18 protein-coding genes, 1 tRNA gene and 1 other annotated feature are annotated in these 20,285 nt (G+C 28.3%); of the genes, 4 read left to right on the top strand and 15 right to left on the bottom strand.

Annotated elements, in window-relative coordinates:
• The first annotated feature begins 331 nt into the window (after nt 1-331).
• Nucleotides 332-1,327, top strand: a complete 996-nt coding sequence (locus QX51_RS03530) for an asparaginase (protein WP_039678524.1) — start codon at nt 332-334, stop codon at nt 1,325-1,327.
• Nucleotides 1,328-1,483: 156 nt separating this feature from the next.
• Here the strand turns inward: QX51_RS03530 and QX51_RS03525 are convergent, their stop codons facing one another.
• The 4 genes from QX51_RS03525 to QX51_RS03510 all read right to left on the bottom strand — a co-directional run bounded on the left by QX51_RS03525 (nt 1,484) and on the right by QX51_RS03510 (nt 6,336).
• Nucleotides 1,484-2,206: an amino acid ABC transporter ATP-binding protein gene (locus QX51_RS03525; RefSeq protein WP_039678523.1), complete on the bottom strand. Its 723-nt coding sequence runs from the start codon at nt 2,204-2,206 to the stop codon at nt 1,484-1,486.
• Nucleotides 2,207-2,230: 24 nt separating this feature from the next.
• Nucleotides 2,231-2,902, bottom strand: coding sequence for an amino acid ABC transporter permease (locus tag QX51_RS03520; protein ID WP_039678522.1), 672 nt, complete (start codon nt 2,900-2,902; stop codon nt 2,231-2,233).
• Between the two features lie 25 nt (nt 2,903-2,927).
• Nucleotides 2,928-3,779: a transporter substrate-binding domain-containing protein gene (locus tag QX51_RS03515; RefSeq protein WP_039678521.1), complete on the bottom strand. Its 852-nt coding sequence runs from the start codon at nt 3,777-3,779 to the stop codon at nt 2,928-2,930.
• A 128-nt stretch (nt 3,780-3,907) separates the two neighbouring features.
• Nucleotides 3,908-4,202: a binding site (T-box leader), on the bottom strand.
• A gap of 91 nt (nt 4,203-4,293) precedes the next feature.
• Nucleotides 4,294-6,336: an ATP-dependent helicase gene (locus QX51_RS03510; protein WP_039678520.1), complete on the bottom strand. Its 2,043-nt coding sequence runs from the start codon at nt 6,334-6,336 to the stop codon at nt 4,294-4,296.
• A gap of 129 nt (nt 6,337-6,465) precedes the next feature.
• Here QX51_RS03510 and QX51_RS03505 point away from each other — a divergent pair, with 129 nt between their 5' ends.
• Nucleotides 6,466-6,987 carry a ribonuclease H-like domain-containing protein gene (locus QX51_RS03505; protein WP_052232861.1) on the top strand — a complete coding sequence of 174 codons (522 nt, stop codon included), beginning with the start codon at nt 6,466-6,468 and terminating at the stop codon, nt 6,985-6,987.
• Nucleotides 6,988-7,278: 291 nt separating this feature from the next.
• On the opposite strand, the gene QX51_RS03495 is transcribed toward QX51_RS03505, so the two are convergent.
• The 3 genes from QX51_RS03495 to QX51_RS03485 all read right to left on the bottom strand — a co-directional run bounded on the left by QX51_RS03495 (nt 7,279) and on the right by QX51_RS03485 (nt 10,818).
• Nucleotides 7,279-8,043, bottom strand: coding sequence for a YdcF family protein (locus tag QX51_RS03495; RefSeq protein ID WP_052232860.1), 765 nt, complete (start codon nt 8,041-8,043; stop codon nt 7,279-7,281).
• A gap of 135 nt (nt 8,044-8,178) precedes the next feature.
• Complete coding sequence (locus QX51_RS03490) at nt 8,179-9,084, bottom strand: CPBP family intramembrane glutamic endopeptidase (RefSeq protein WP_052232859.1); 906 nt, start codon at nt 9,082-9,084, stop codon at nt 8,179-8,181.
• Between the two features lie 168 nt (nt 9,085-9,252).
• A complete protein-coding gene (locus tag QX51_RS03485) occupies nt 9,253-10,818 on the bottom strand; it encodes a ClC family H(+)/Cl(-) exchange transporter (protein ID WP_039678518.1) in 1,566 nt (521 codons plus the stop codon).
• Between the two features lie 152 nt (nt 10,819-10,970).
• Here QX51_RS03485 and QX51_RS03480 point away from each other — a divergent pair, with 152 nt between their 5' ends.
• Together QX51_RS03480 and QX51_RS03475 are read left to right on the top strand one after the other, a co-directional pair.
• Nucleotides 10,971-12,209, top strand: a complete 1,239-nt coding sequence (locus QX51_RS03480) for a cation:proton antiporter (RefSeq protein WP_039678517.1) — start codon at nt 10,971-10,973, stop codon at nt 12,207-12,209.
• Between the two features lie 103 nt (nt 12,210-12,312).
• Nucleotides 12,313-13,326 (top strand): CHASE3 domain-containing protein, encoded by a 1,014-nt coding sequence (locus QX51_RS03475; protein ID WP_039678516.1) that lies wholly within the window; start codon nt 12,313-12,315, stop codon nt 13,324-13,326.
• A gap of 105 nt (nt 13,327-13,431) precedes the next feature.
• Here the strand turns inward: QX51_RS03475 and QX51_RS03470 are convergent.
• The 8 genes from QX51_RS03470 to acsV form a co-directional block, all read right to left on the bottom strand.
• Nucleotides 13,432-13,524, bottom strand: a tRNA-Ser gene (locus tag QX51_RS03470).
• 140 nt (nt 13,525-13,664) lie between these two features.
• Nucleotides 13,665-13,973: a DUF8180 domain-containing protein gene (locus QX51_RS03465; protein WP_039678515.1), complete on the bottom strand. Its 309-nt coding sequence runs from the start codon at nt 13,971-13,973 to the stop codon at nt 13,665-13,667.
• A gap of 13 nt (nt 13,974-13,986) precedes the next feature.
• Complete coding sequence (locus QX51_RS03460) at nt 13,987-14,403, bottom strand: DUF3842 family protein (protein WP_039678514.1); 417 nt, start codon at nt 14,401-14,403, stop codon at nt 13,987-13,989.
• A gap of 24 nt (nt 14,404-14,427) precedes the next feature.
• Nucleotides 14,428-14,619: a CooT family nickel-binding protein gene (locus QX51_RS03455; RefSeq protein ID WP_018592076.1), complete on the bottom strand. Its 192-nt coding sequence runs from the start codon at nt 14,617-14,619 to the stop codon at nt 14,428-14,430.
• Between the two features lie 212 nt (nt 14,620-14,831).
• On the bottom strand, nt 14,832-15,689 hold the full coding sequence (locus tag QX51_RS03450; protein WP_039678513.1) for an ABC transporter ATP-binding protein: 858 nt from the start codon (nt 15,687-15,689) through the stop codon (nt 14,832-14,834).
• Nucleotides 15,689-16,771 carry a FecCD family ABC transporter permease gene (locus QX51_RS03445; protein ID WP_039678512.1) on the bottom strand — a complete coding sequence of 361 codons (1,083 nt, stop codon included), beginning with the start codon at nt 16,769-16,771 and terminating at the stop codon, nt 15,689-15,691. Before QX51_RS03445 ends, QX51_RS03450 begins: the two co-directional genes overlap by 1 nt.
• On the bottom strand, nt 16,771-17,793 hold the full coding sequence (locus QX51_RS03440; protein ID WP_039678511.1) for an ABC transporter substrate-binding protein: 1,023 nt from the start codon (nt 17,791-17,793) through the stop codon (nt 16,771-16,773). The genes QX51_RS03445 and QX51_RS03440 overlap by 1 nt, the downstream gene beginning before the upstream one ends.
• A 421-nt stretch (nt 17,794-18,214) precedes the next feature.
• Nucleotides 18,215-20,143 (bottom strand): corrinoid activation/regeneration protein AcsV, encoded by a 1,929-nt coding sequence (gene acsV / locus QX51_RS03435; protein WP_039678510.1) that lies wholly within the window; start codon nt 20,141-20,143, stop codon nt 18,215-18,217.
• Between the last annotated feature and the right edge of the window lie 142 nt (nt 20,144-20,285).

The following is a 20,285-nucleotide window of genomic DNA, read 5'->3' as shown; positions in this document are numbered from 1 at the left end:
ACATTTTTCCATTTAAATATAATCTGAAATATTTATCTAAAAAATTTGTAAAATTGTGTTGCATTTTTTGTCGAATATTGCTATTATATATAAGTAGTTATCCCCTTGATAACCCAATTAAAGTTTCTATTCAATACCCCTTTTTATGAATAGATATATATTATGTCTAAGACGAATTAGATTTAATTTATCAGAACAAAAAAGAGCTTCCCCGGCTCTTTTTTTGTGTTTACTTTTAAAGTAAAGTGATGAAAATTCTTTAAAAATAATAATTTTTACTTTATATTTTTGGTATAATTAAAGTAGTATTTAAATTCAAGGAGGTAATATTATGTCTACTAAAAAAAAGGTAGGTATCCTATTTACTGGTGGAACTATCTCTATGACAATAGATAAAGAGATTGGTGCAAATGTACCAACATTATCAGGAGAGCAAATAATGTCTATGGCAACTAACGTAAAAGATGTTGCTGATTTTGAAATAAAAGATTTTGATGAAATTCCAGGACCTCATATGACACCTGAAAAATTAATGCAATTAAAGCACTCTGTATTAGAATTATTAGACAGAGATGATATATGCGGTGTTGTAATAACTCATGGTACTGATAGTCTAGAAGAGACTGCTTATTTCTTAGATTTAGTAATAAATCATGAAAAACCTGTTATCGTTACAGGAGCTATGAGAAGTAGTTCTGAACTTGGTTATGATGGTTCAAATAACTTATCATCAGCTATTTGTGTTGCTATATCAGAAAATGCTAAAAACAAAGGTGTTCTTGTTGTTTTAAACAACGAAGTATTATTAGCATCAGAAGCAACTAAAACTGATACTATGGCCTTAAATACCTTCCAATCACCTGGTAAGGGATCTTTAGGTATAGTTGACAGTAATGAACTTCTATTATTTAAAAATGTTGCTTACAGAACTTTTATAGATACTGATAAAGTAGAAACTAAAGTTGCTCTTTTTAAATCAGGAATAGGAATGGATTACACTTTTATAAATCATGCTGTAGATATGGGATATAAAGGTATTATAATAGAAGCAATGGGAAGAGGAAATATACCTCCATTAATGTATGAGGGGGTTAAATATGCCAGAGAAAAAGGCGTTATAGTTGTTATAACCTCTAGATGTTCAACTGGTAGAGTCTACGATTCTTATGGCTATTTAGGATCAGGAAGAGATTTAAAAAATCTAGGTTGTATCTTTGCTGGTGACTTAAATGGACATAAATCAAGAATAAAATTAATGTTAGCATTAGGTAAAACTAATAATCTTGATGAGCTTAAAGACCTTTTCCAAAAAGGAATATATTATTAAGATTATTTAATTTATAAAAAATCTAGTATTATCCAATTAAATTACAGTAATATTATATATACCTTCTTTATTATTAAACATAATATGAATTAAATTAATTTGATAATAAAAAACTTCCAGAGATAATCTGGAAGTTTTTTTATTACAATAATATATTTATAGAACCTTAGCTAAAAATTCTTTTGTTCTCTCATTTGTAGGATTATTAAATACATTTTCTGGTGTACCATTTTCTACAATTTTTCCATCATCCACAAATATAACCCTATCTGCTACTTCTTTTGCAAATCCCATTTCATGAGTAACTATTGCCATAGTCATTCCTTCATTAGCTAGTTCTTTTATAACATCTAGAACTTCTTTTACCATTTCCGGGTCCAAAGCTGATGTAGGTTCATCGAATAACATCATATCAGGCTCCATTGCCAATGCTCTAGCTATGGCTATTCTTTGCTTTTGCCCTCCTGATAACTGAGAAGGGTATGCATCTTTTTTATCTAATAGCCCTACTCTATCTAATAATATCTGAGCTTTTTTATTTGCCTCTTCTTTGCTTATTTTTTTTATTTTAATAGGAGCTAAAGTTATATTATCTAAAACAGTCATATGAGGAAATAGGTTAAAATTTTGAAATACCATTCCTATATTTTGTCTTACTTCATCAATATTAACTTTCTTATCCGTTATATTTTTATCTTCAAATAATATTTCACCTTCTGTAGGTTCTTCAAGTAAGTTCATACATCTTAAAAGTGTACTTTTGCCTGATCCACTTGGTCCTACTATTGCAACTATTTCACCCTTATCAATTTGTAAATCTATACCCTTAAGTACATGTAAATCTCCAAATAATTTATGCAAATTACTTATCTTTATCATCTTATCACTTTCCCTTATATTATTCTAATTTGACTGAGCTAATTTTTTCTCTAATATACATACTAATTTAGATAATACATAAGTTATTACAAGATACGTAGCTGCTGCTACTAAATACGGTTCCATTGGGCTATAAACTGCTGTAACTATTATTCCTGCCTTAAACATCAGCTCTTGGGTTCCTATAACAGAAAGTACTGCTGATTCTTTTACTAATGTTATGAACTCATTTGCTAAAGCTGGCAACACATTTTTTATAGCTTGTGGAACTATTACAAATCTCATTGTATCCTTATATCCTAAACCTAAAGATCTACTAGCCTCCATTTGACCTTTATCAACAGACTGTATTCCAGATCTTAATATTTCAGCCACATAAGCACTGGAATTTATAGATAATGCAAATGCACCTGCTATAAATTTTGAAGATATAGGCCCTACATCTGGAAAGTCGAAGCCTAGTTGTGGAAATCCATAATAAATAATATATACTTGCACAAATAATGGTGTACCTCTAAGAATTTGAATGTATGCACTTGATATTAGTTTTAATATCTTAACTTTAGACATTTTCATTAAACAAATTAATAAACCAAGAACAAAACCTATAACCAATGATACCATAGATACTAATATGGTATACTCTGCCCCTTTAATAATTAATCCATAGTACCCACTTAATTTACTAAAATCCATATATCCATCTCCTAGTTAATGTCTCTTATTTGGCTAATTCTAAAGCTTGTTGCATATACTCATCTATTTTACCGTCTTTATCTAATTTTGCTATTGTATCATTTACAGATTTTAAAAATGCAGTATTATCAACTTTATCATCTGATTTTTTTATAGCTGCTGCTGCAGTTTCTGCAACTTCATCTCCTATAGTTGTATTCCCTATAGCTACATTTTTATAATTTTTTACATTTATTTCTGCAACTGCTTTACCAGTTACTATAACATCTATTTTTCCATTTTGAAGTTCTAACATTAAATCTGGTATTTTCTTCAATTGTGTTGCATCTGATATTCCTAGACAACCTTCTTTATCACTTGTAACATAATCTGCTTGAGTTGTTCCTTTTTGAACTCCAACTTTTAGGTTCTTTAAGTCTTCTGAGCTTTTTATAGAATCTTCTTTTCCTTTTGCTACTATACAAACATTACTATTTGTATAATATATTTCTGAGAAGTCTACACTTTTCTTTCTAGTTTCATCTGGTGTCATACCTGCTAAAACTATATCTACTTTATCAGCTTGTAAAGCCCCTAGTAATCCATCAAAGTCCATGTCTGTGTATTCTACTTTTACTCCCATATCTTTAGCTATTTCTTGAACTATAAAATCATCAAATCCTACTATTTTATCTTCTCCGTCTACTACCTTGTGGAATTCATATGGTGAGTATTCAGCACTTGTTCCTACTTTTAGTACACCTGCATCCTTAATTTGTTGAAGTTTGTCTGCTGTTTTACTATCTCCACCGTCATCCCCACTACTTGAACATCCTACTAATGATATCGTCATCATTGCAGCCAAAGTTAATCCTAATATTTTCTTTAATCCTTTCATTTCAATATCCCCCTTTTATAATTTAAAATATAATCTCTAAAAAATTCATGTCGCCTGTTAGCATATCATTTTGATACTGATTAGTGTAACGGTATTACCCAAATAAAAAAGTCCCTTAGTCATAATGACTAAGAGACGAATTAACCGCGTTACCACTCTTGTTGATAAAACTCACTCCGCTCGTTTCGCCAACGATATGTCTTTGCTATTATTTCAGACAAATCCGTTGCTAAACAAAATTCTCATTACTTGAGTTGAGCTCTATCCTCTCAAACCCTTAAGGCAGGCGCTACCTATTATCATACTTAGGTTCTGATAATCTTCTCCAAAGCTCTCTTCACACTAAACTTTATTATTAGGCTCACACCATACCCTAACTCGCTGAAACTCTATTTAGGCTACTTTCTTTTTCCTAGAATTTTCCTTTTCAAATTATTAATAAAATTATAGTTAGATAAACTAACTTTGTCAACAACAATTTTCAGAATCTTTTTATTTTTGTTCATATCTTTATTTATAACTTCTTAATGATATTATTTCTAATACATAGTTTGTAATCTAATGTTTTCTCTTCATTTTTAAATTTAACTTGTACCATATCTCCATCTTTACCCACAATTCTTCCATCTCCAAAACTTTTGTGATAAAGTTTATCCCCAATACTCACACTATTAATCTCTTCTTTTGTTGGATTTTTTATATCATCTAAAAATCTTGATTTATATGCCTTTTTGCCATATTTATTTATCGGTGAGCTCAAAGTTAAACTTTCCTCTGCACGAGTCATACCTACATACATAAGTCTTCTCTCTTCTTCAATTTGCTCATCTTTTTTCTCATCATCATCAATATCATAAGACTTTTCATGTGGAATGGTACCTTCATTAATACCTATAATATATACATATCTAAATTCCAAACCTTTAGCACTATGCATAGTAGTAAATACTACTCCATCCAGCTCTTTTTTATGCTGATTTTGCTCTAATTCTTCTTTAACTTTTTCTATATGAGTTAAATATTCTTCAATAGTTTCAAAATTAGACGCTGAACTTTCTATCTCATTTAATATTTCTATTAATCCATTTGTTTTTATTTTTCTATTAACACAATAATCTAAAATATATTTATCATAATCTAAAGTTGTCCTTATATAAGATATAGCATCTTGTGGGCATTGATGTTTTAAATAACTTATATCAATATCCAGATCATTTATGGTTTTTACTTGTTTTGGATGAAGATTACACTTTGTTATTAAAGCATTAACAAAATCCTTATCTTCTTTTATTTGACTTAAATTATCTCTAGATATATATCTAAATGGTTTATTAATTATTCTTATCCAATCTTCATTAGTATGTTGCTTTGCAGCTATTTTCAAATAAGATAGTATATCTCTTGCTGCCCAGTGATCATATATTGTCACTATAGAGTCTTTTATAGTAAACGGTATTCTCATATCCATAAACACATCTACAAGAGCTCTAGATTGAATATTTGTCCTGTAAATAACTGCAAAATCACTATATTCTACATAGTCCTTTTTAATTTCTTCTAATATTTCTTTTCCAATTTGAATTGCCTCATCTTCTGAGTCCTTCGGTGTAATATAATTCACTATAGCACCTTCTCCTTGGTGACATTTTATAGTTTTATCATATCTACTTATATTTTTCTCTATCAATTTATTAGATACATCAATTATTTCTTTTTTAGACCTGTAATTAATATCTAGTAATATCTTTTTTGTACCTTGGAAGTACTCTTCAAACTGTAATAAAAAGTCTGGTCTAGCGCCTCTAAATCCATAAATACTTTGATCCTCATCTCCAACAACAAATATATTATTATTAGGATTTGCCATTAGTTTTAGAACCTCAAATTGCACTCTATTTATATCCTGAAACTCATCTACTAAAATATATTTATAAACTTGTCTAACCATATCTAGAGCTTGTTTATTTTGACTCAACAAATAATATGTTCTTAGTAACATATCATCAAAATCTATTTTTTTGACTTGTTCCTTATATTCTTCATACATGTTGTAAGTATTTATAAACTCATCTTTTGTTAAAATTTCTGATTCAAAATCCTGCTTATCCATAAGCTCATTTTTCACATAAGAAATTTCATTTATAACTTGTCCCACAGTCTCGTCATCTTCGCCGTTTTCTACTTTTAAATTCTTAAGTATTCCTTTTATAGTGATTCTTTTTGTTTTTTCATCAAGAATACTATTCATATCGTATCTTCCAAAATATCTTAAAATCTTGTAAAAAACAGCATGAAAAGTCCCAAAAGTAACTTTATTTATTCTATTATCCTTACAAATTTGCAATGCCCTATTTTGCATTTCCATAGAAGAGTTCTTCGTGAAACTTATTGCTAATATTCTTGCTGGAGGAATATTATTATTCATTATCATATTTGCTATTCTATAAGTTATAACTCTTGTTTTACCTGAACCAGGTCCAGCCAGCACCATACAAGGTCCTTCCACATGTTCCACTGCTTTTCTTTGATTTTCGTTTAATTTATCTTTATCAATCATTTTTTCCCACCTTGAAGTATTTGTTTATTATTTATAAAATTACATTTACTATGATTCCTATTTAATATATGATTAAATTAATTTATTCAACGTCTATTATAGTACAAAAATGAAAAAAGGAGAAATATCATGAAAATTATAGAGAAAATTCTTAATGAAAAATTAAACATAGATAATAACACCTTTATTTTCGACATTGAAACCACAGGACTAAATCCTAAGTTTTGCAAAGTTATTTTAATTGGTATTCTATATAATTGCCAAGATAAGACTGTTATTAAACAGTTTTTTGCAGAAAATGAAGATGAAGAAAAAGAAGTGCTTACTGCCTTTGCTAATGATATTAAGTGTTTCAAAAGACATGTAACTTATAATGGCCTAGGCTTTGATATAGGGTTTATAAATTATAGATTAAAAAAACATAACATTGATTTTACTTTGAATAAAGAAGACGACTTCGATATTTTTAGATTTGTTAAACAATTTAAAAGTCCTCTAAACTTAGAAGATTGCAGTTTAAGTACAGTTGAAACATTCTTTGGTATTCATAGGGATGATATTATAGATGGTGGCGAAAGTGTAAAATTATATAAAAATTTTGTTAAAAACAAAGATCAAAAAACTTATCATGAATTATTTTATTTTTACTGAAAATCAAAACAATATTTCAATCTATAACGACAATTATACTATAATATGCCAAGATAATAATATTTCTCTGGAAATAAATATCAATAAAGGTATAGATAGAGATAAAAATACCATATTATTTTATAATTTATCGAAAATTATTCCTCTTAAGTTTAATGATGATGTTCTAAATGCAAATATTTATTCTTTGTGTAATTTTATAATGAAAAATGAACTTTGTAATATTTAACATTTTAAGTATAAAAGCTATATAACTAAATACTCTTTAATTTAGCTATATAGCTTCTTATTTTAATTCCAAAAACTAAGTTTTATACTCCTATATAAATCTATAATACTTGTAGGGTATTCTCTTATCATATAATAAATCCTATTAGAGAAGCCACTTATTGAACATAATCCTTCATTATCAATCCCCAAAATACTAGCTATAAATCTTCCCCTAAATAGATGATAGTCGCTAGTAACAATCAAAGCTCTATTTGCCAAATTTAAATCTTTCATTATTTTTTTACTAAATATTATATTTTCTAAAGTGGTAGCTGCTTTATCTTCTAAGATTATATTTTCTTCATTCACGCCCTTTTCCAACAAATAATCCCTCATTGCTGATGCTTCAGTAGTTACCTCATCTTCACCTTGTCCACCAGATACAATTATATTGATATCTTTATTTTTATTGTAATATTCAATACCTTTATCTAGCCTTAGCTTTAAGGTTTTAGATACTCCATCTTCATTTACTTTTGCACCTAAAATTATCATTGTATCAATAGGTTTTACATTACTTATATCTTTTGTTTTATACATATTTATGACAATTGCACTTTGTAGAATAATAAAGGATGATATAAACAATATCATTATTATTCTATAAATTTGGTATATTACTTTTGTATATTTATTTTTATATGCAATATTTTTGACTCTTATTAAGACGTATATAAGCATCATTGATACACTTATAAATACAGTAGAAAAACTTAGTCCCCATTCAATTAATGCTAATATGGCTGGAATACTAAATATTATAATTAGCTTTATATTTTTACTCACAACAGTCCTCCCATACAATAATCCCTTATTTTTTATTTTCAGTCAATTATAACATACCACATTATAATAAAAAAAGAAGTTATTTAGGTAACAATTTAATTAATCATTCCTTAAGTAACTCCTTAAATCTAATATTTAATTATTTATTATCACTTCTTCTTCAAATGGATTTTCTATTTTTCCTAATTTTATATAGCAATAAATACCTACTAATATAAGTATGCATCCTCCTATTATACCTGTTGGTGCTGGTCCTATAAAAGGATTTACAGTTCCTCTACATAAAATTATACTAAAGGCAGCGAAACCATTTATTGCACTATGAGCTATACCTGCTGGAATAACACTTTTCGTTTTTATAGTTAAATATGAAAGATAAAATCCAAAAATCACACAAAACACTATCATAGCAAATATGCCTCCCCATGGTGCTCCTACATATCCAGTCCCATAATTATGCCCCATTGCAATTATAGGTGCATGCCATATTCCCCATATAACTCCACTTATAATTATGGATTTTTGTACAGAATACTGTTTACAAAGCTTTTGAAGTAAATATCCTCTCCAGCCTACCTCTTCACCAAGAGTAAATATAATATTTATTATAGGTCCTATTAAGATGCCTTGAGCAAATTGAGCAATCAAAATTATCTTTGCATCAATAGCTATACCTTGGTTTTGTAATAATTCCTTAAGTGAAGTTAAATTTGTATCTAGCATATTAGGAAAAATAATAAAAAATATAATTCCACCTAATATTATAAAAACATTCGTCATAAAATATGCAGTTAGGTAATACTTCATATTATTTTTAAATCTCGGTTTTAAATACATATTTTTAAAACCTTCTTTTGTAATTAATCTTGTTAATATTGAAGATAATGTTGGTATTAGCATGAGAACTGATAATATTATAAGACTTTTGCTTGATCCATAAGTGTCTCCAGTCAAAGGTATTGTAGCAACCCATCCCCATGAAAGTATAAATACAATTCCTAAAAACACATACAATCTTCTTTTTTCAATATTTTTCCCCATTTTTATTCAACCCCTTTATATTTACCTATTAAATCTATATTTCTAATTTCTTTAATAAATTCTCGTATCTAATATTATATCTTATTAATATAAAACCATCAGTCGACACAATGTATTTATGGTTGATTTTACATTCATCAAGTCAACTGATGGTTTGCTTAATATTTATTAAATTGTAGCTGCCATTTCAGATATATCTTCCAACATACACGATGCATGATCTTCATTAGTCATTATTACTAATAAATCTCCCGCATAAATCTTCGTATCTCCCCTTGGTAAAATTTCTTTTTCACCTCTATGTATAGATACTACTAAACAATCTTCAGGCCAATCTATATCTTTTATTTCTTTGTCATCTAATTCACTGTATATTTGTACTGCTATTTCTATTAGAGTTTTCTTCCCTACTCTTCCTTCATATTTATTTATACCTTTAGCTAAAATTCTGCTTAATAAACTTTCATAAATTGGTGCAGAATTTAAAATATCTGAAGTTAATTGAGATACTATTACCACTACTGCTAAAGACAACAAATGATTTAGAGACCCTGTCATTTCTGAAATTAATAATATAGCTGTAATAGGTGCTTTTACTATAGAGGCAAAATGTCCTGCCATTGCTAATACTATAAAGTTTACTATATACATGTCTGGTATACCCAAATACTTTGCAAAAACTAATCCTACAAAATTACCAACAAGGGCTCCTAGTACTAATAGTGGGAAAAATATTCCCCCTGGAGCTCCAGATCCAAAACAAACAAAAGTGAATAAAAATTTAACTACTATTAAGGTAAATAAAAACATCATAGTAAAGTTACTATCTTTTAATTCCATGATTAAATCATGTCCCCCACCCAATACTATAGGAAAGATTATACCTACTATTCCTGTTATGACGAAAGGAATTATACATTTTACTTCCACGCTTTTATTTAATTTCTTATATAAGTCCTGTGTTTTTAAAAGACCATTGCTAAATATAACACCACTAACTCCTATTACTATACCTAAAATTATAAGGCCCCAATAATACTTTAAAGGTAAAGAATTCAATTGTGAAAAATGTAAAGATGGTGTCATTCCAAAAAAGTTTTTGGAGACAAAATCAGCCATTAGAGATGCTATCATTGCTGACACTAATACTAAAGAAGAAAAGTTTTTATGTGTTTCTTCTAAAGAAAACATGACTCCCGATATGGGTGCATTGAAAGCTGCTGAAAGTCCTGCACTTGCTCCACTCGTAATTAAATATTTTTTCTCATTATCTAATTTTTTAGTTTTCTCAGAAATACCTTCTCCAATACAAGCTCCCATTTGAACTGATGGACCCTCTCTTCCAAGAGAAAGACCTGCACCTAAACAAATTAATCCACCTATAAATTTGTATACCAATACATTGAGCCAATTTTGTTTTAAATTTCTAGTTAATATACCTTCTACTTGCGGTATACCACTACCACTAATCATAGGCTCTTTCTTTACCATTCTGCCAACTGCAAATCCAAGAACTATTAAAATTATAAATAATATAGGTATTAAAATATAATTTTCACTAGCTTTTTTATAAAAATTTATAAATACAGGGCTAAGTGTTGATAATATAATTCTATGTATAACAATTATAATTCCTACTACTATACCTACTATTAAGGAATCTAAAATAAGCCTATATTTTAGTTTTTCTAATCTTTTTAACATTACATCAATTCTATCTGTTTTCCTAATCATATCTTATTCCTCCTATGACTATTTTAATTATGTTTCTATTAAAAAACAAGTTTAATAAAATATGAAAATTATTTTGTTAACATATCTATATAAATAAGTTTTTTACAAATAATATTTTTAATGAAAAATAATTATTTGTGGAGGTAAAAATTATGAGCGAAACAAATATAGTAGCAGTTAGCGCAAATGAATTACTTCTTCTAATGGCTTCCATTAGTATCCTTGGAATAATTGGAGGATTTATCGGAGAAAAATTAAAAATACCTGATGTAGTTATTTACCTACTTTTTGGAGTTGCATTTGGTCCTATATTTTTTAATATAGTTAATATAGATTCATATCCAGTTGCAAATGAGCTAATTTTAAATTTTGGCTCGGCTTTTATACTTTATGAAGGCGGAAGAGAGATTAAGTTGAAAATTTTAAACAAAGTTAAAATAACAGTTTTAATGTTAGCTTCCTTAGGGGTTTTTATAACTGCAAGTACCATTGCAGTTGGAGCTTTTTACATATTAAATTTGCCAATATCAACTAGTATCCTTTTAGGATCTATTGTTGCATCTACCGACCCAGCGAGCTTAATACCTGTATTTAAACAAGTATCAATTCACAAAATGTTAAAACAAACAGTTATAAGTGAATCTGCATTCAATGATGCCTTTGGCGCTATACTCTTCTCAAGTGTTTTAGCTGGAGTTACCATGACTCAAGAAACTAGCTTAGGACAAACTGTTTTACAACTAGTGTTTATGATTCTTATTGGTTTAATAGTTGGTGTTGTCGTAGCACTTATAGGTGTAGCCTTATCATCTAATAAACAATATGGTATTTTCCATAAATATGCCCCTATAATATCATTGGTAATTGCAATTCTTGCTTATGAAATTTCTGAAAAATTAGGTGGTAGCGGATATATGTCTGTTTTCATTGCTGGGTTAGTCGCAGGTAATAAGAAAACCTTCCATCTTTGGATTGATGATGAGCCTTATATAGAAGGTGTTCATTTTAGAGAATGTATAGCTACTATATCTAGAATGGCTATTTTTATTGTTTTAGGAACTCATTTGGATTTAAATTCTTTAATAAAATATGGTTGGAAATCACTACTCGTAGTTCTTATTCTTATATTCATAGCTAGACCACTAGTAGTTCTAATTTGTACTGCCTTTGATAAAAAAGCAAATTGGAGTTGGAACGAAAAATTATTTATGATGTGGGTTAGAGAAACGGGAGTTATTCCCGCTGCATTATCAGGTATTGTAGTATCAAATAAAGTTCCTGGTTATGAAATTATATCATCTACTGTATTTATGGCAATAGTAGTAACACTTCTAGTTCAAGCCAGCTCAACTGGTATTGTTGCAAAGAAATTGAATGTTTTAGAAGAATAAGTTTATATAAATATATCTTTATTTTTTATATCTCTCTAATCATGGTACTTTTTACATATTTATACAATATATTAATATAAAAAGTATTAATTGGTGAATATTTATGAAAAAAAAGATAATTATATCTCTTTCTGTAATAATAACAATGTTACTTTCTATAAGTGTATATACTTATAGAACTAATAATAAAATATCTAGTTATATAGAAGAAAGTAGTAGTTTAAGAAAAAAAACTTTAATTCTAAGTGATTTAAGAAGTGATTTAGTCAAATGTTCTCAAGATCAAAGACTTTATATTCTAACACAAGATAAAGACTATAAAAATAAATTCAATGAAGGCATGAAAGAAATTTATCAAAATGTTGAGAATATGCACAAAGAAGGGTATCTTACTTTGACTGAGAAAAATAAACTTACTTATACGCTGGATAATTTTAAAGATTTAAATATAAATTATTTTAATCAAAGCTATAATAGCTCTATATCTACTCAATTAGAAAATGAAATCATAAACTATAATACCGAACAACTAAAAATATTAAATAATATTACCTTAGACATAACTTCACAATCAGAAAATATTGAAAAAGAAAATGATAAAATTAATTCTTTATCTGCTTTACATAGTAAATCAATACAAAGTGCAAGCTCTTTAGTTGCAATTATTATTTCTGGTTTTCTATATTATTTTAAAGTAAAACTAAAAAAAGACAATGTAGATATTGAGGATATAATTAATTATTTAACTACAAATGATAAAGAAAATATTGACAATGATAATAATAAGAAAATTGATGATTTAAACCTACTTAAATCAAAAATTACTGAAAATGAAGTTTTATTGGATAATGCTAAATTACTATATATGCAAAGTTTAAAATTAAAAGATCAATATGAAAAAAGCGAAGTGATTTTAGATCAAATAGACTCTTCTACAAAAAGTCTGAAGTTAATACTAAATACTCTTGAGAATTATCCTGATACAACACAAAAAATTATTTTAAATGACATAGAAAATCAACTTTTAAATCTTAAAATTTTATTTAAATCATTACCATATTATAATGACTTTGTAATGGATATATCTAAAAATATGATCAAAAATAATAAAGATTAATTTAGAATTAGATTCACTTGAGCCACTGCGTAGCGAATCATTTTTATTTGAAGTATTTGAGATTATAAAAAAAGACTATGGAAGTTATTCCATAGTCTTTTTGATTGGCGGAGAAGGAGGGATTCGAACCCTCGCACCGGTTTAATCCAGCCTAATCCCTTAGCAGGGGATCCTCTTGAGCCACTTGAGTACTTCTCCAATACCATTTCATTATATTATATGAAAACCTTTTTGTCAACAATTAAAATTTATAAAATATTATTTGTATCTAAAATTTAATTCTATTATTAACAAAAGCAAAGAAAATTTTCATCTTCTTTGCTTTTTATATCACATAACTACATATGTTTTTTAGCTTCTAATAACATCTCATTAGCTTGTTGCATATATTCTATTGCTTTTTCTATATACTCAGCTGTTTCTTCTTTTCCCATTTCTTTAGCTTTGCTCACCCATTCTCTAAAGCCTTCTTCATGAGATTCATTATGATTTACCCAGTGTACTAATAAAATATTTAACGTCTTTTCATCCTTACTAATTTCTTCTTCGTGGTCATGACAGTTACCTCCGCATCCACACTCAGTATGTACATGGTCGTCATCATGATGATGCCCTTCATGATATAAAGCTATATTTTTATTAAACATTTTAAAGTCCCCCTTATTTTATATTAAATTCCCTTTTTATTATTTTGATTGTGTCTTTAATTAATAATGATAATGGTTTTCCTTCTATACCTATTACTTCAAAATTTTCTGGCATTATTGGTAATAATATTTTAAATGCTTCGCTATCACAAACGGCCTCACTTATGGCGCTTGTTACTTCTCCCATCATAGTATTTGGCATAACAATCGAAATAGGCGAAACAATTATATTGGCTTTTTTTGAAGATACTACTATTGCATTTTCTCCAGTTGCACCTTTATTAGCATGAGCCTTCATCATGGCACTTGTTGCTATTGAGTTTGTACCTAAAGCATATATCTCCATATATGTCGGTAATTCCTCCCTCAGTGCGCTAACAACCTGTGCTCCTATACCTCCACCCATTCCGTCTATTACTGCAATTATCATATTGACCTACCCCTGATTTAATTTTTATTTTTCTGCTAAAATTATTTTGTGATCCATTAATCTTATTTCTTTAATAAATCCATCAACTATTTTTTGTTCTCCTAATAAATCTGTTAAATAAACCTTTCCTTCAGTTGGATCTACGTTTACCACATTTTCCATTACTTTTTCTAATTTATTATCTTTTCCTAATACAAATGCAGATGATTCACACATATAAAAATCCCCCTTAATTATAAATCTAATCAAAAAAAAGATTTCCAAAGGCATTACAATACCATAAGAAACCTTCATGATTTCATTTACAAATTTTTCTATTAATATAAGTATATACTCATATTATTTGCAAGTCAAACACTTAAGTACAATTTATTTCTTACAACAAAAATTATTGTAAAAAACTTGTTTTTGTATTGTATTTTCCTAAATTAGACATATATTTGATTCTCTTCATGAGAATGTAATCCTGTAAATCCATCCTCATGTATATGGTTATCACCTACCCCATTTATATGTTCATGAGTATGCATAAAAGACACTTGTAATTTTTGATTAATTGGATTTTTGCCTACATAAGCATTTACTCCAAATATTTCTTTTAATGTTTCTGATGTTATTACTTCTTCCACATTTCCAAATTTCTTTATTTGTCCATCTTTCATAACTATTAAATAATCACAATACATAGATGCTATGTTCATATCATGTATTGCTGACAATGTTGTTATATTCATACTTTTTACCAAATCCATTAACTGTATTTGATACCCAATATCTAAATGATTTGTTGGTTCGTCTAATATTAAAAAATCTGTATTTTGTACTAATGCCCTTGCAATTAAAGCTCTCTGTTTTTCTCCTCCTGACAAGTTAGAAAAACTTCTATAACTATAATCATCTAAACCTACTTTTTTTAACATTTCTAATACCATTTTTAAATCATCCTTGGAATAGTCTTCAATAACAGATTTATAAGGATATCTTCCCATTTTTACTATTTGCTCCACAGTGAAGTCAAACTGAGAATTACTTTCTTGAGCTAGTACAGCTATTTCTTTTGCACATTCTTTATCTTTCATCTTGGATAAGTCTTTATTGTCCAAAATTATCTTCCCACTTGAAGGCTTATATAGCCTATATATATTTTTTAATAAAGTAGATTTACCTGACCCATTCGGTCCTATAATACCTACAAAACTTCCTTTAGGAATATCAAAAGATATATCTTTCAATATTTCTTTATTATCTATACTAAATCTTAAATTTTTCACTTGAATTTTATGCATTATTCATTGCCTCCAAAATCATATTCTCTTTTGGAAATTAAATATAAGAAGAACGGACCACCAACTAGTGATGTTATTATTCCTATAGGTATTTCTATTGGAGGGAAAAGCCCTCTTGCAAATACGTCTGATATTATTAAAAATATAGCCCCTACTAAAGAAGAAAGTACTATTAACTTTTTATGATCATTTCCTCCAATAGTTCTACATACATGAGGTACTACAAGGCCTATAAATCCAATTGCACCTGTTATTGCAACTAAAGACGATGTTAATAATGTGGCTAATATTAATATCATAGATTTTATAAACTTCACATTTATACCCAAAACTATGGCATTATCATCTCCTAAAAGCAGTATATCTAAAGACTTAGACATTATAAACACTATTATCATCACTATGATTAAAATGACAAAAGGAAGTAATAATACATCCCATTTTGCTCCACCTAAACTACCCACAGTCCAAAACAACGCATTTTTAGCTTGATTTGAATTTTCTGCTGAATATATAAGTAAATTAGTTAACGCTGAAAATATGGTTGATATGGCCATTCCTGTAAGTACAAGCCTTGTTGTAGATGTTGTCTTTCCCATTTTAGTTCCTATTGCAAATACCAATACTCCTGATATTATAGAACCCACAAATGCACCTGCACTAATGCTATTAATTCCTATTGCTGATACTCCTCCAAGAACAATTACCCCAACTGCTCCACAAGATGCTCCTGAAGATATTCCTAATATGTACGGCTCTGCTATTGGGTTCTTTGTCACACATTGCATCATTACACCACAAAGTGCCAATCCAGCTCCGCATATGGCTCCCAATAAAACTCTAGGAAATCTAATTTCCCATATTATATTTTGTGTCATAACTGTTCCAACATTGCCAAATAAACTTCCTTTTGTTAACTTATTAAGTAGTACTTTATACACTTCTCCAGGTTCTACGTATGTACTACCTATTGCAATAGCAATAACTACTGTTACCGCTAATATGACTGTTAACAGTAGTATCCAAAACAAGAAACCTTTCTTGTTAGAAAGGCTTCTCTTTTGCTTTACCGATATCTCCATTATTTATTTTCTCCATAGAAATATCCATACATTTCTTCTATTAACTTAGGATTTCTAACACCTGGAGATAAATCTGCTAATCCTACAACATATATCTTATTATTTTTTATAGCTGATACATCTTTTAATGCAGGATGAGATTTTAGAAACTCAATTTTTTCTTTAACTGGTTGTCCAGCCATAAAATCAGTTACTAATATTACTTCTGGATTTTGTGCTACTATGCTCTCAAAAGAAACATTTATATATGGTTTTTTTGCATCTTTTCCAAATATATTACTTCCACCTGCTAGCTCAATTAAATTATTAGCAAGACCAGATCCAACTACCATGGCATCTTTTTCTCCAGAATCATACACCATCATTTTCACTCTATCTTCATCTTTTATATTTCCTAATTTATTAGTTACTGATTTTATATCACTTTTCATTTTATTTATTACTTCTGTTGATTTATCTTGAACTCCAAATATTTTTCCAAGTAGTTCAAAGTCTTCATAAACAGTATCTACTGTAGCATCTGCAGAATAAGATTTAGCCATAAATGGTGCTATATCTTTTTCAATAAGTTCCTGTGGAGATCCTGTCGTTTGCTCACTTATTGATGAATCCCAACCACTAACAAAATCTGCTCCTGTAGCCATAAAACCTTCTTTTGATACAGAATGTCCCTCACCTATTTTAAGCTGTGGTATCTTTTCATAAGCTTCTTTAAATTCTGGTAGTATTGGGTTATCTAAAAGTGCTGTTCCTACCATTCTATCCCCTAAATCTAGTGCTAGTAACATCTCTGTCATAAATTGAGATAAAGTTACAGCTTTTTGTCTTGGAGTTTCTACTTTTACATCATAATCTTTCGCTCCGTCAGAATATGTATACTCTACCTTTTCAAAATTACTTGATTCAACTTTAGCTTCTGGTGATTCTGTCTTCTTGCTAGAAGAACATCCAACTGCACCTAGCGTTAAACCTATTACTGATATTACTACTAGTACTCTGTTTAAACTTTTACTTTTTACCATAAAATATCCCCCTTAAAATTACTATTTTTATACTTATTACTTTTTATATTGATTAAATATAAAAGACCATGAGATTATATATATCAATAAGGATATATAAAACCTTCATGGTCTTAATTATTATATTTATGTTGTTATTATGTAACGTTTAATCTTTTCTTAACTTATTTTCTTAATTAATCTTCTGATAAATATTTGGCACTTCTTGTGCTTGATTCCTTAATAATATAACATATATGACTATGCATGTGAATAAAGTTAAATATTTCCAGAATATTAAGTATTATACATAATACTACATTTTTTTATTTTTATACAAAATATGACACTTATACTTTTTTTAATATAATAAAAAAGCTATGAATTATGCAGTTTTACCTAACTTCATAGCTTTTTTATTATATGTTTTAAATTATTATTTTTATTCCAAAATTTCTTTTACTGTTGGAAATTGGTCTATATTAGTATGTGGTAAGAAGCATGCAGAAACAAATTCGTCCATATATGTAGGGTATACACTTAACTCAACATATGTCATTTGAGATCCTATTTCTTCTAATTTCTGTCTAGCATCTGAACTTATTAAACTTAAGTATGATCCAACTAATGAACTATTTCCTATATATTTAAACTTACTTCTATCTACATCTGGAAGCAATCCTATTAATATTGAATTCTCAATATCAAGATTATTTCCTATTCCACCTGCTATATAAACATTATCTATCACTTCAAAGTCCATACCAAGACTTTCTACAAGAACTGATGCTCCAGAATAAATTGCACCTTTTGTTCTAATAAAATTATCAATATCAATTTCATTTATAAATAGGTCATTTTCTAAATCTGCATACTCTTCTTTAAATGCCAATACGTATTCACCTATATCATGTTCATTAAATCTAATTCTTTTATTGTCTAACTCCTTCTTAATTTTTCCTCTTCTATCAATTATTCCTTTAAGAAGCATTTGACAAATTAAATCTATTATACCTGAACCACAAATTCCTATAGGTGTACATTCTCCGATTATTGTTAACTCAGGGTCCAAAGTATTTTCATCTATACTAACTTTTTCTATAGCTCCATCTGACGCCCTCATACCACAGCTAATTCCTCCACCTTCAAAAGCCGGTCCTGCTGAGCATGCACAACACATCATAAAATCTCTATTCCCAAATACAATTTCTCCATTAGTTCCTAAATCTATGAATAATGTATTCTCATCACTAGCCCATATTCCAGCTGATAATGTACCTGCTGTTATATCTCCTCCTACATAACTTGCCACATTCGGAGATAAGTATATTAAAGCACTTTTATTTACATTTAATCCTACATCTTCACCCATTAAATTAGGTGATTTTAGATATGGAGGAATATAAGGTTCTAATCTTAAATAATCAGGGTATATACCTAAGAAAAGTGTAGACATTGTTGTATTACCAGATAATACAACTCTTACTACATTATTTTTATTTATACCTGTACTAGCATATATAGATTCGATTAAAGGATTAAGAGTTTCATCTATAATTGCTTTTCTCATTACTTCTAAATTATTTTTTCTTATAGCAAATACGATTCTATTAATTACATCAGCACCGTATTTTATTTGTGCATTTCCTGAAGATGCTTTTTCTACAACTTCATTAGTAATTAAGTTAACTAAACAAACAACTACAGATGTTGTTCCTATATCTATAGCTAGTCCGTATAATTCACCTTCTTTATTACCTGATTCTATATTTAATATAGTTATCTTACTTTTCTTTTTTACATAAGTTAAAGTGATTTTAAAGTTATCTTCTCTTAATACTTTAGGTAATTTTTTTAATATGTCTAATCTAAAATCTATTCCTTCAAATCCTAAATCTTGTTTTATTTGTCTTTCTAATCTGTCCACATCACTTATATTATCATCTAGTGATGGTTCATCTACTTCAATATATTTTTTCTCAACATTAGTACTATAAGAGAATTCATTTTCTTCTATTATTCCTCTAGCTCTATCAAATAATTGTTTATCTACCTTTTTCCCAGATCCTTCTATTTTCATGTCATGCATTGATGATGAAAGTTTAGATGGAACATCTATCGTAATATCTCCAGTAACTTTTGTAGCACATGCTAAAATATATCCTTGATCATATTCTTCATCACTAATATGTACTGTTTTTTCTGTATCACACTTTCCCTCTAATAACTTTACTTTACATTTTCCACATGATTGAGCCCCGTTACAAGGTGCATCTATAAAAATATCTGCTTCTCTCGCTAAATCTAATAAATTTTTCCCAAGTTCACATTCTACTTCTTTGTTATGTGATTTAAAAAATACTTTAGCCATTCTTACTCACCCCAATAAATTAATTTTTATAATCACTCAACCTTCTATATTACTAAAATATTAATAAAATAACCTTTTAATATTATTTAAATTCTATATGATTAAAAAAGCATAGTAAACTTAATTCTATTAAATTTACTAT

The organism is Terrisporobacter othiniensis (genome assembly GCF_000808015.1).
Classification (GTDB): domain Bacteria; phylum Bacillota; class Clostridia; order Peptostreptococcales; family Peptostreptococcaceae; genus Terrisporobacter; species Terrisporobacter muris.
Note: the sequence above shows the minus strand (reverse complement) of the source record. Positions and strands in the feature narration are given on the sequence as shown.

Bases quoted from the DNA above. Each gene is read 5' to 3' on its own strand.
- QX51_RS03460 (WP_039678514.1), bottom strand. From the start codon at position 14,403: ATGATAATTGCAGTAATAGACGGAATGGGTGGAGGTATAGGAGCACAG.
- QX51_RS03440 (WP_039678511.1), bottom strand. From the start codon at position 17,793: ATGGTAAAAAGTAAAAGTTTAAACAGAGTACTAGTAGTAATATCAGTA.
- QX51_RS03480 (WP_039678517.1), top strand. From the start codon at position 10,971: ATGAGCGAAACAAATATAGTAGCAGTTAGCGCAAATGAATTACTTCTT.
- QX51_RS03505 (WP_052232861.1), top strand. From the start codon at position 6,466: ATGAAAATTATAGAGAAAATTCTTAATGAAAAATTAAACATAGATAAT.
- QX51_RS03510 (WP_039678520.1), bottom strand. From the start codon at position 6,336: ATGATTGATAAAGATAAATTAAACGAAAATCAAAGAAAAGCAGTGGAA.
- QX51_RS03530 (WP_039678524.1), top strand. From the start codon at position 332: ATGTCTACTAAAAAAAAGGTAGGTATCCTATTTACTGGTGGAACTATC.
- QX51_RS03525 (WP_039678523.1), bottom strand. From the start codon at position 2,206: ATGATAAAGATAAGTAATTTGCATAAATTATTTGGAGATTTACATGTA.
- QX51_RS03450 (WP_039678513.1), bottom strand. From the start codon at position 15,689: ATGCATAAAATTCAAGTGAAAAATTTAAGATTTAGTATAGATAATAAA.
- QX51_RS03515 (WP_039678521.1), bottom strand. From the start codon at position 3,779: ATGAAAGGATTAAAGAAAATATTAGGATTAACTTTGGCTGCAATGATG.
- QX51_RS03475 (WP_039678516.1), top strand. From the start codon at position 12,313: ATGAAAAAAAAGATAATTATATCTCTTTCTGTAATAATAACAATGTTA.
- QX51_RS03490 (WP_052232859.1), bottom strand. From the start codon at position 9,084: ATGGGGAAAAATATTGAAAAAAGAAGATTGTATGTGTTTTTAGGAATT.
- QX51_RS03445 (WP_039678512.1), bottom strand. From the start codon at position 16,771: ATGGAGATATCGGTAAAGCAAAAGAGAAGCCTTTCTAACAAGAAAGGT.
- QX51_RS03465 (WP_039678515.1), bottom strand. From the start codon at position 13,973: ATGTTTAATAAAAATATAGCTTTATATCATGAAGGGCATCATCATGAT.
- QX51_RS03520 (WP_039678522.1), bottom strand. From the start codon at position 2,902: ATGGATTTTAGTAAATTAAGTGGGTACTATGGATTAATTATTAAAGGG.
- acsV (WP_039678510.1), bottom strand. From the start codon at position 20,143: ATGGCTAAAGTATTTTTTAAATCACATAACAAAGAAGTAGAATGTGAA.
- QX51_RS03485 (WP_039678518.1), bottom strand. From the start codon at position 10,818: ATGATTAGGAAAACAGATAGAATTGATGTAATGTTAAAAAGATTAGAA.
- QX51_RS03455 (WP_018592076.1), bottom strand. From the start codon at position 14,619: ATGTGTGAATCATCTGCATTTGTATTAGGAAAAGATAATAAATTAGAA.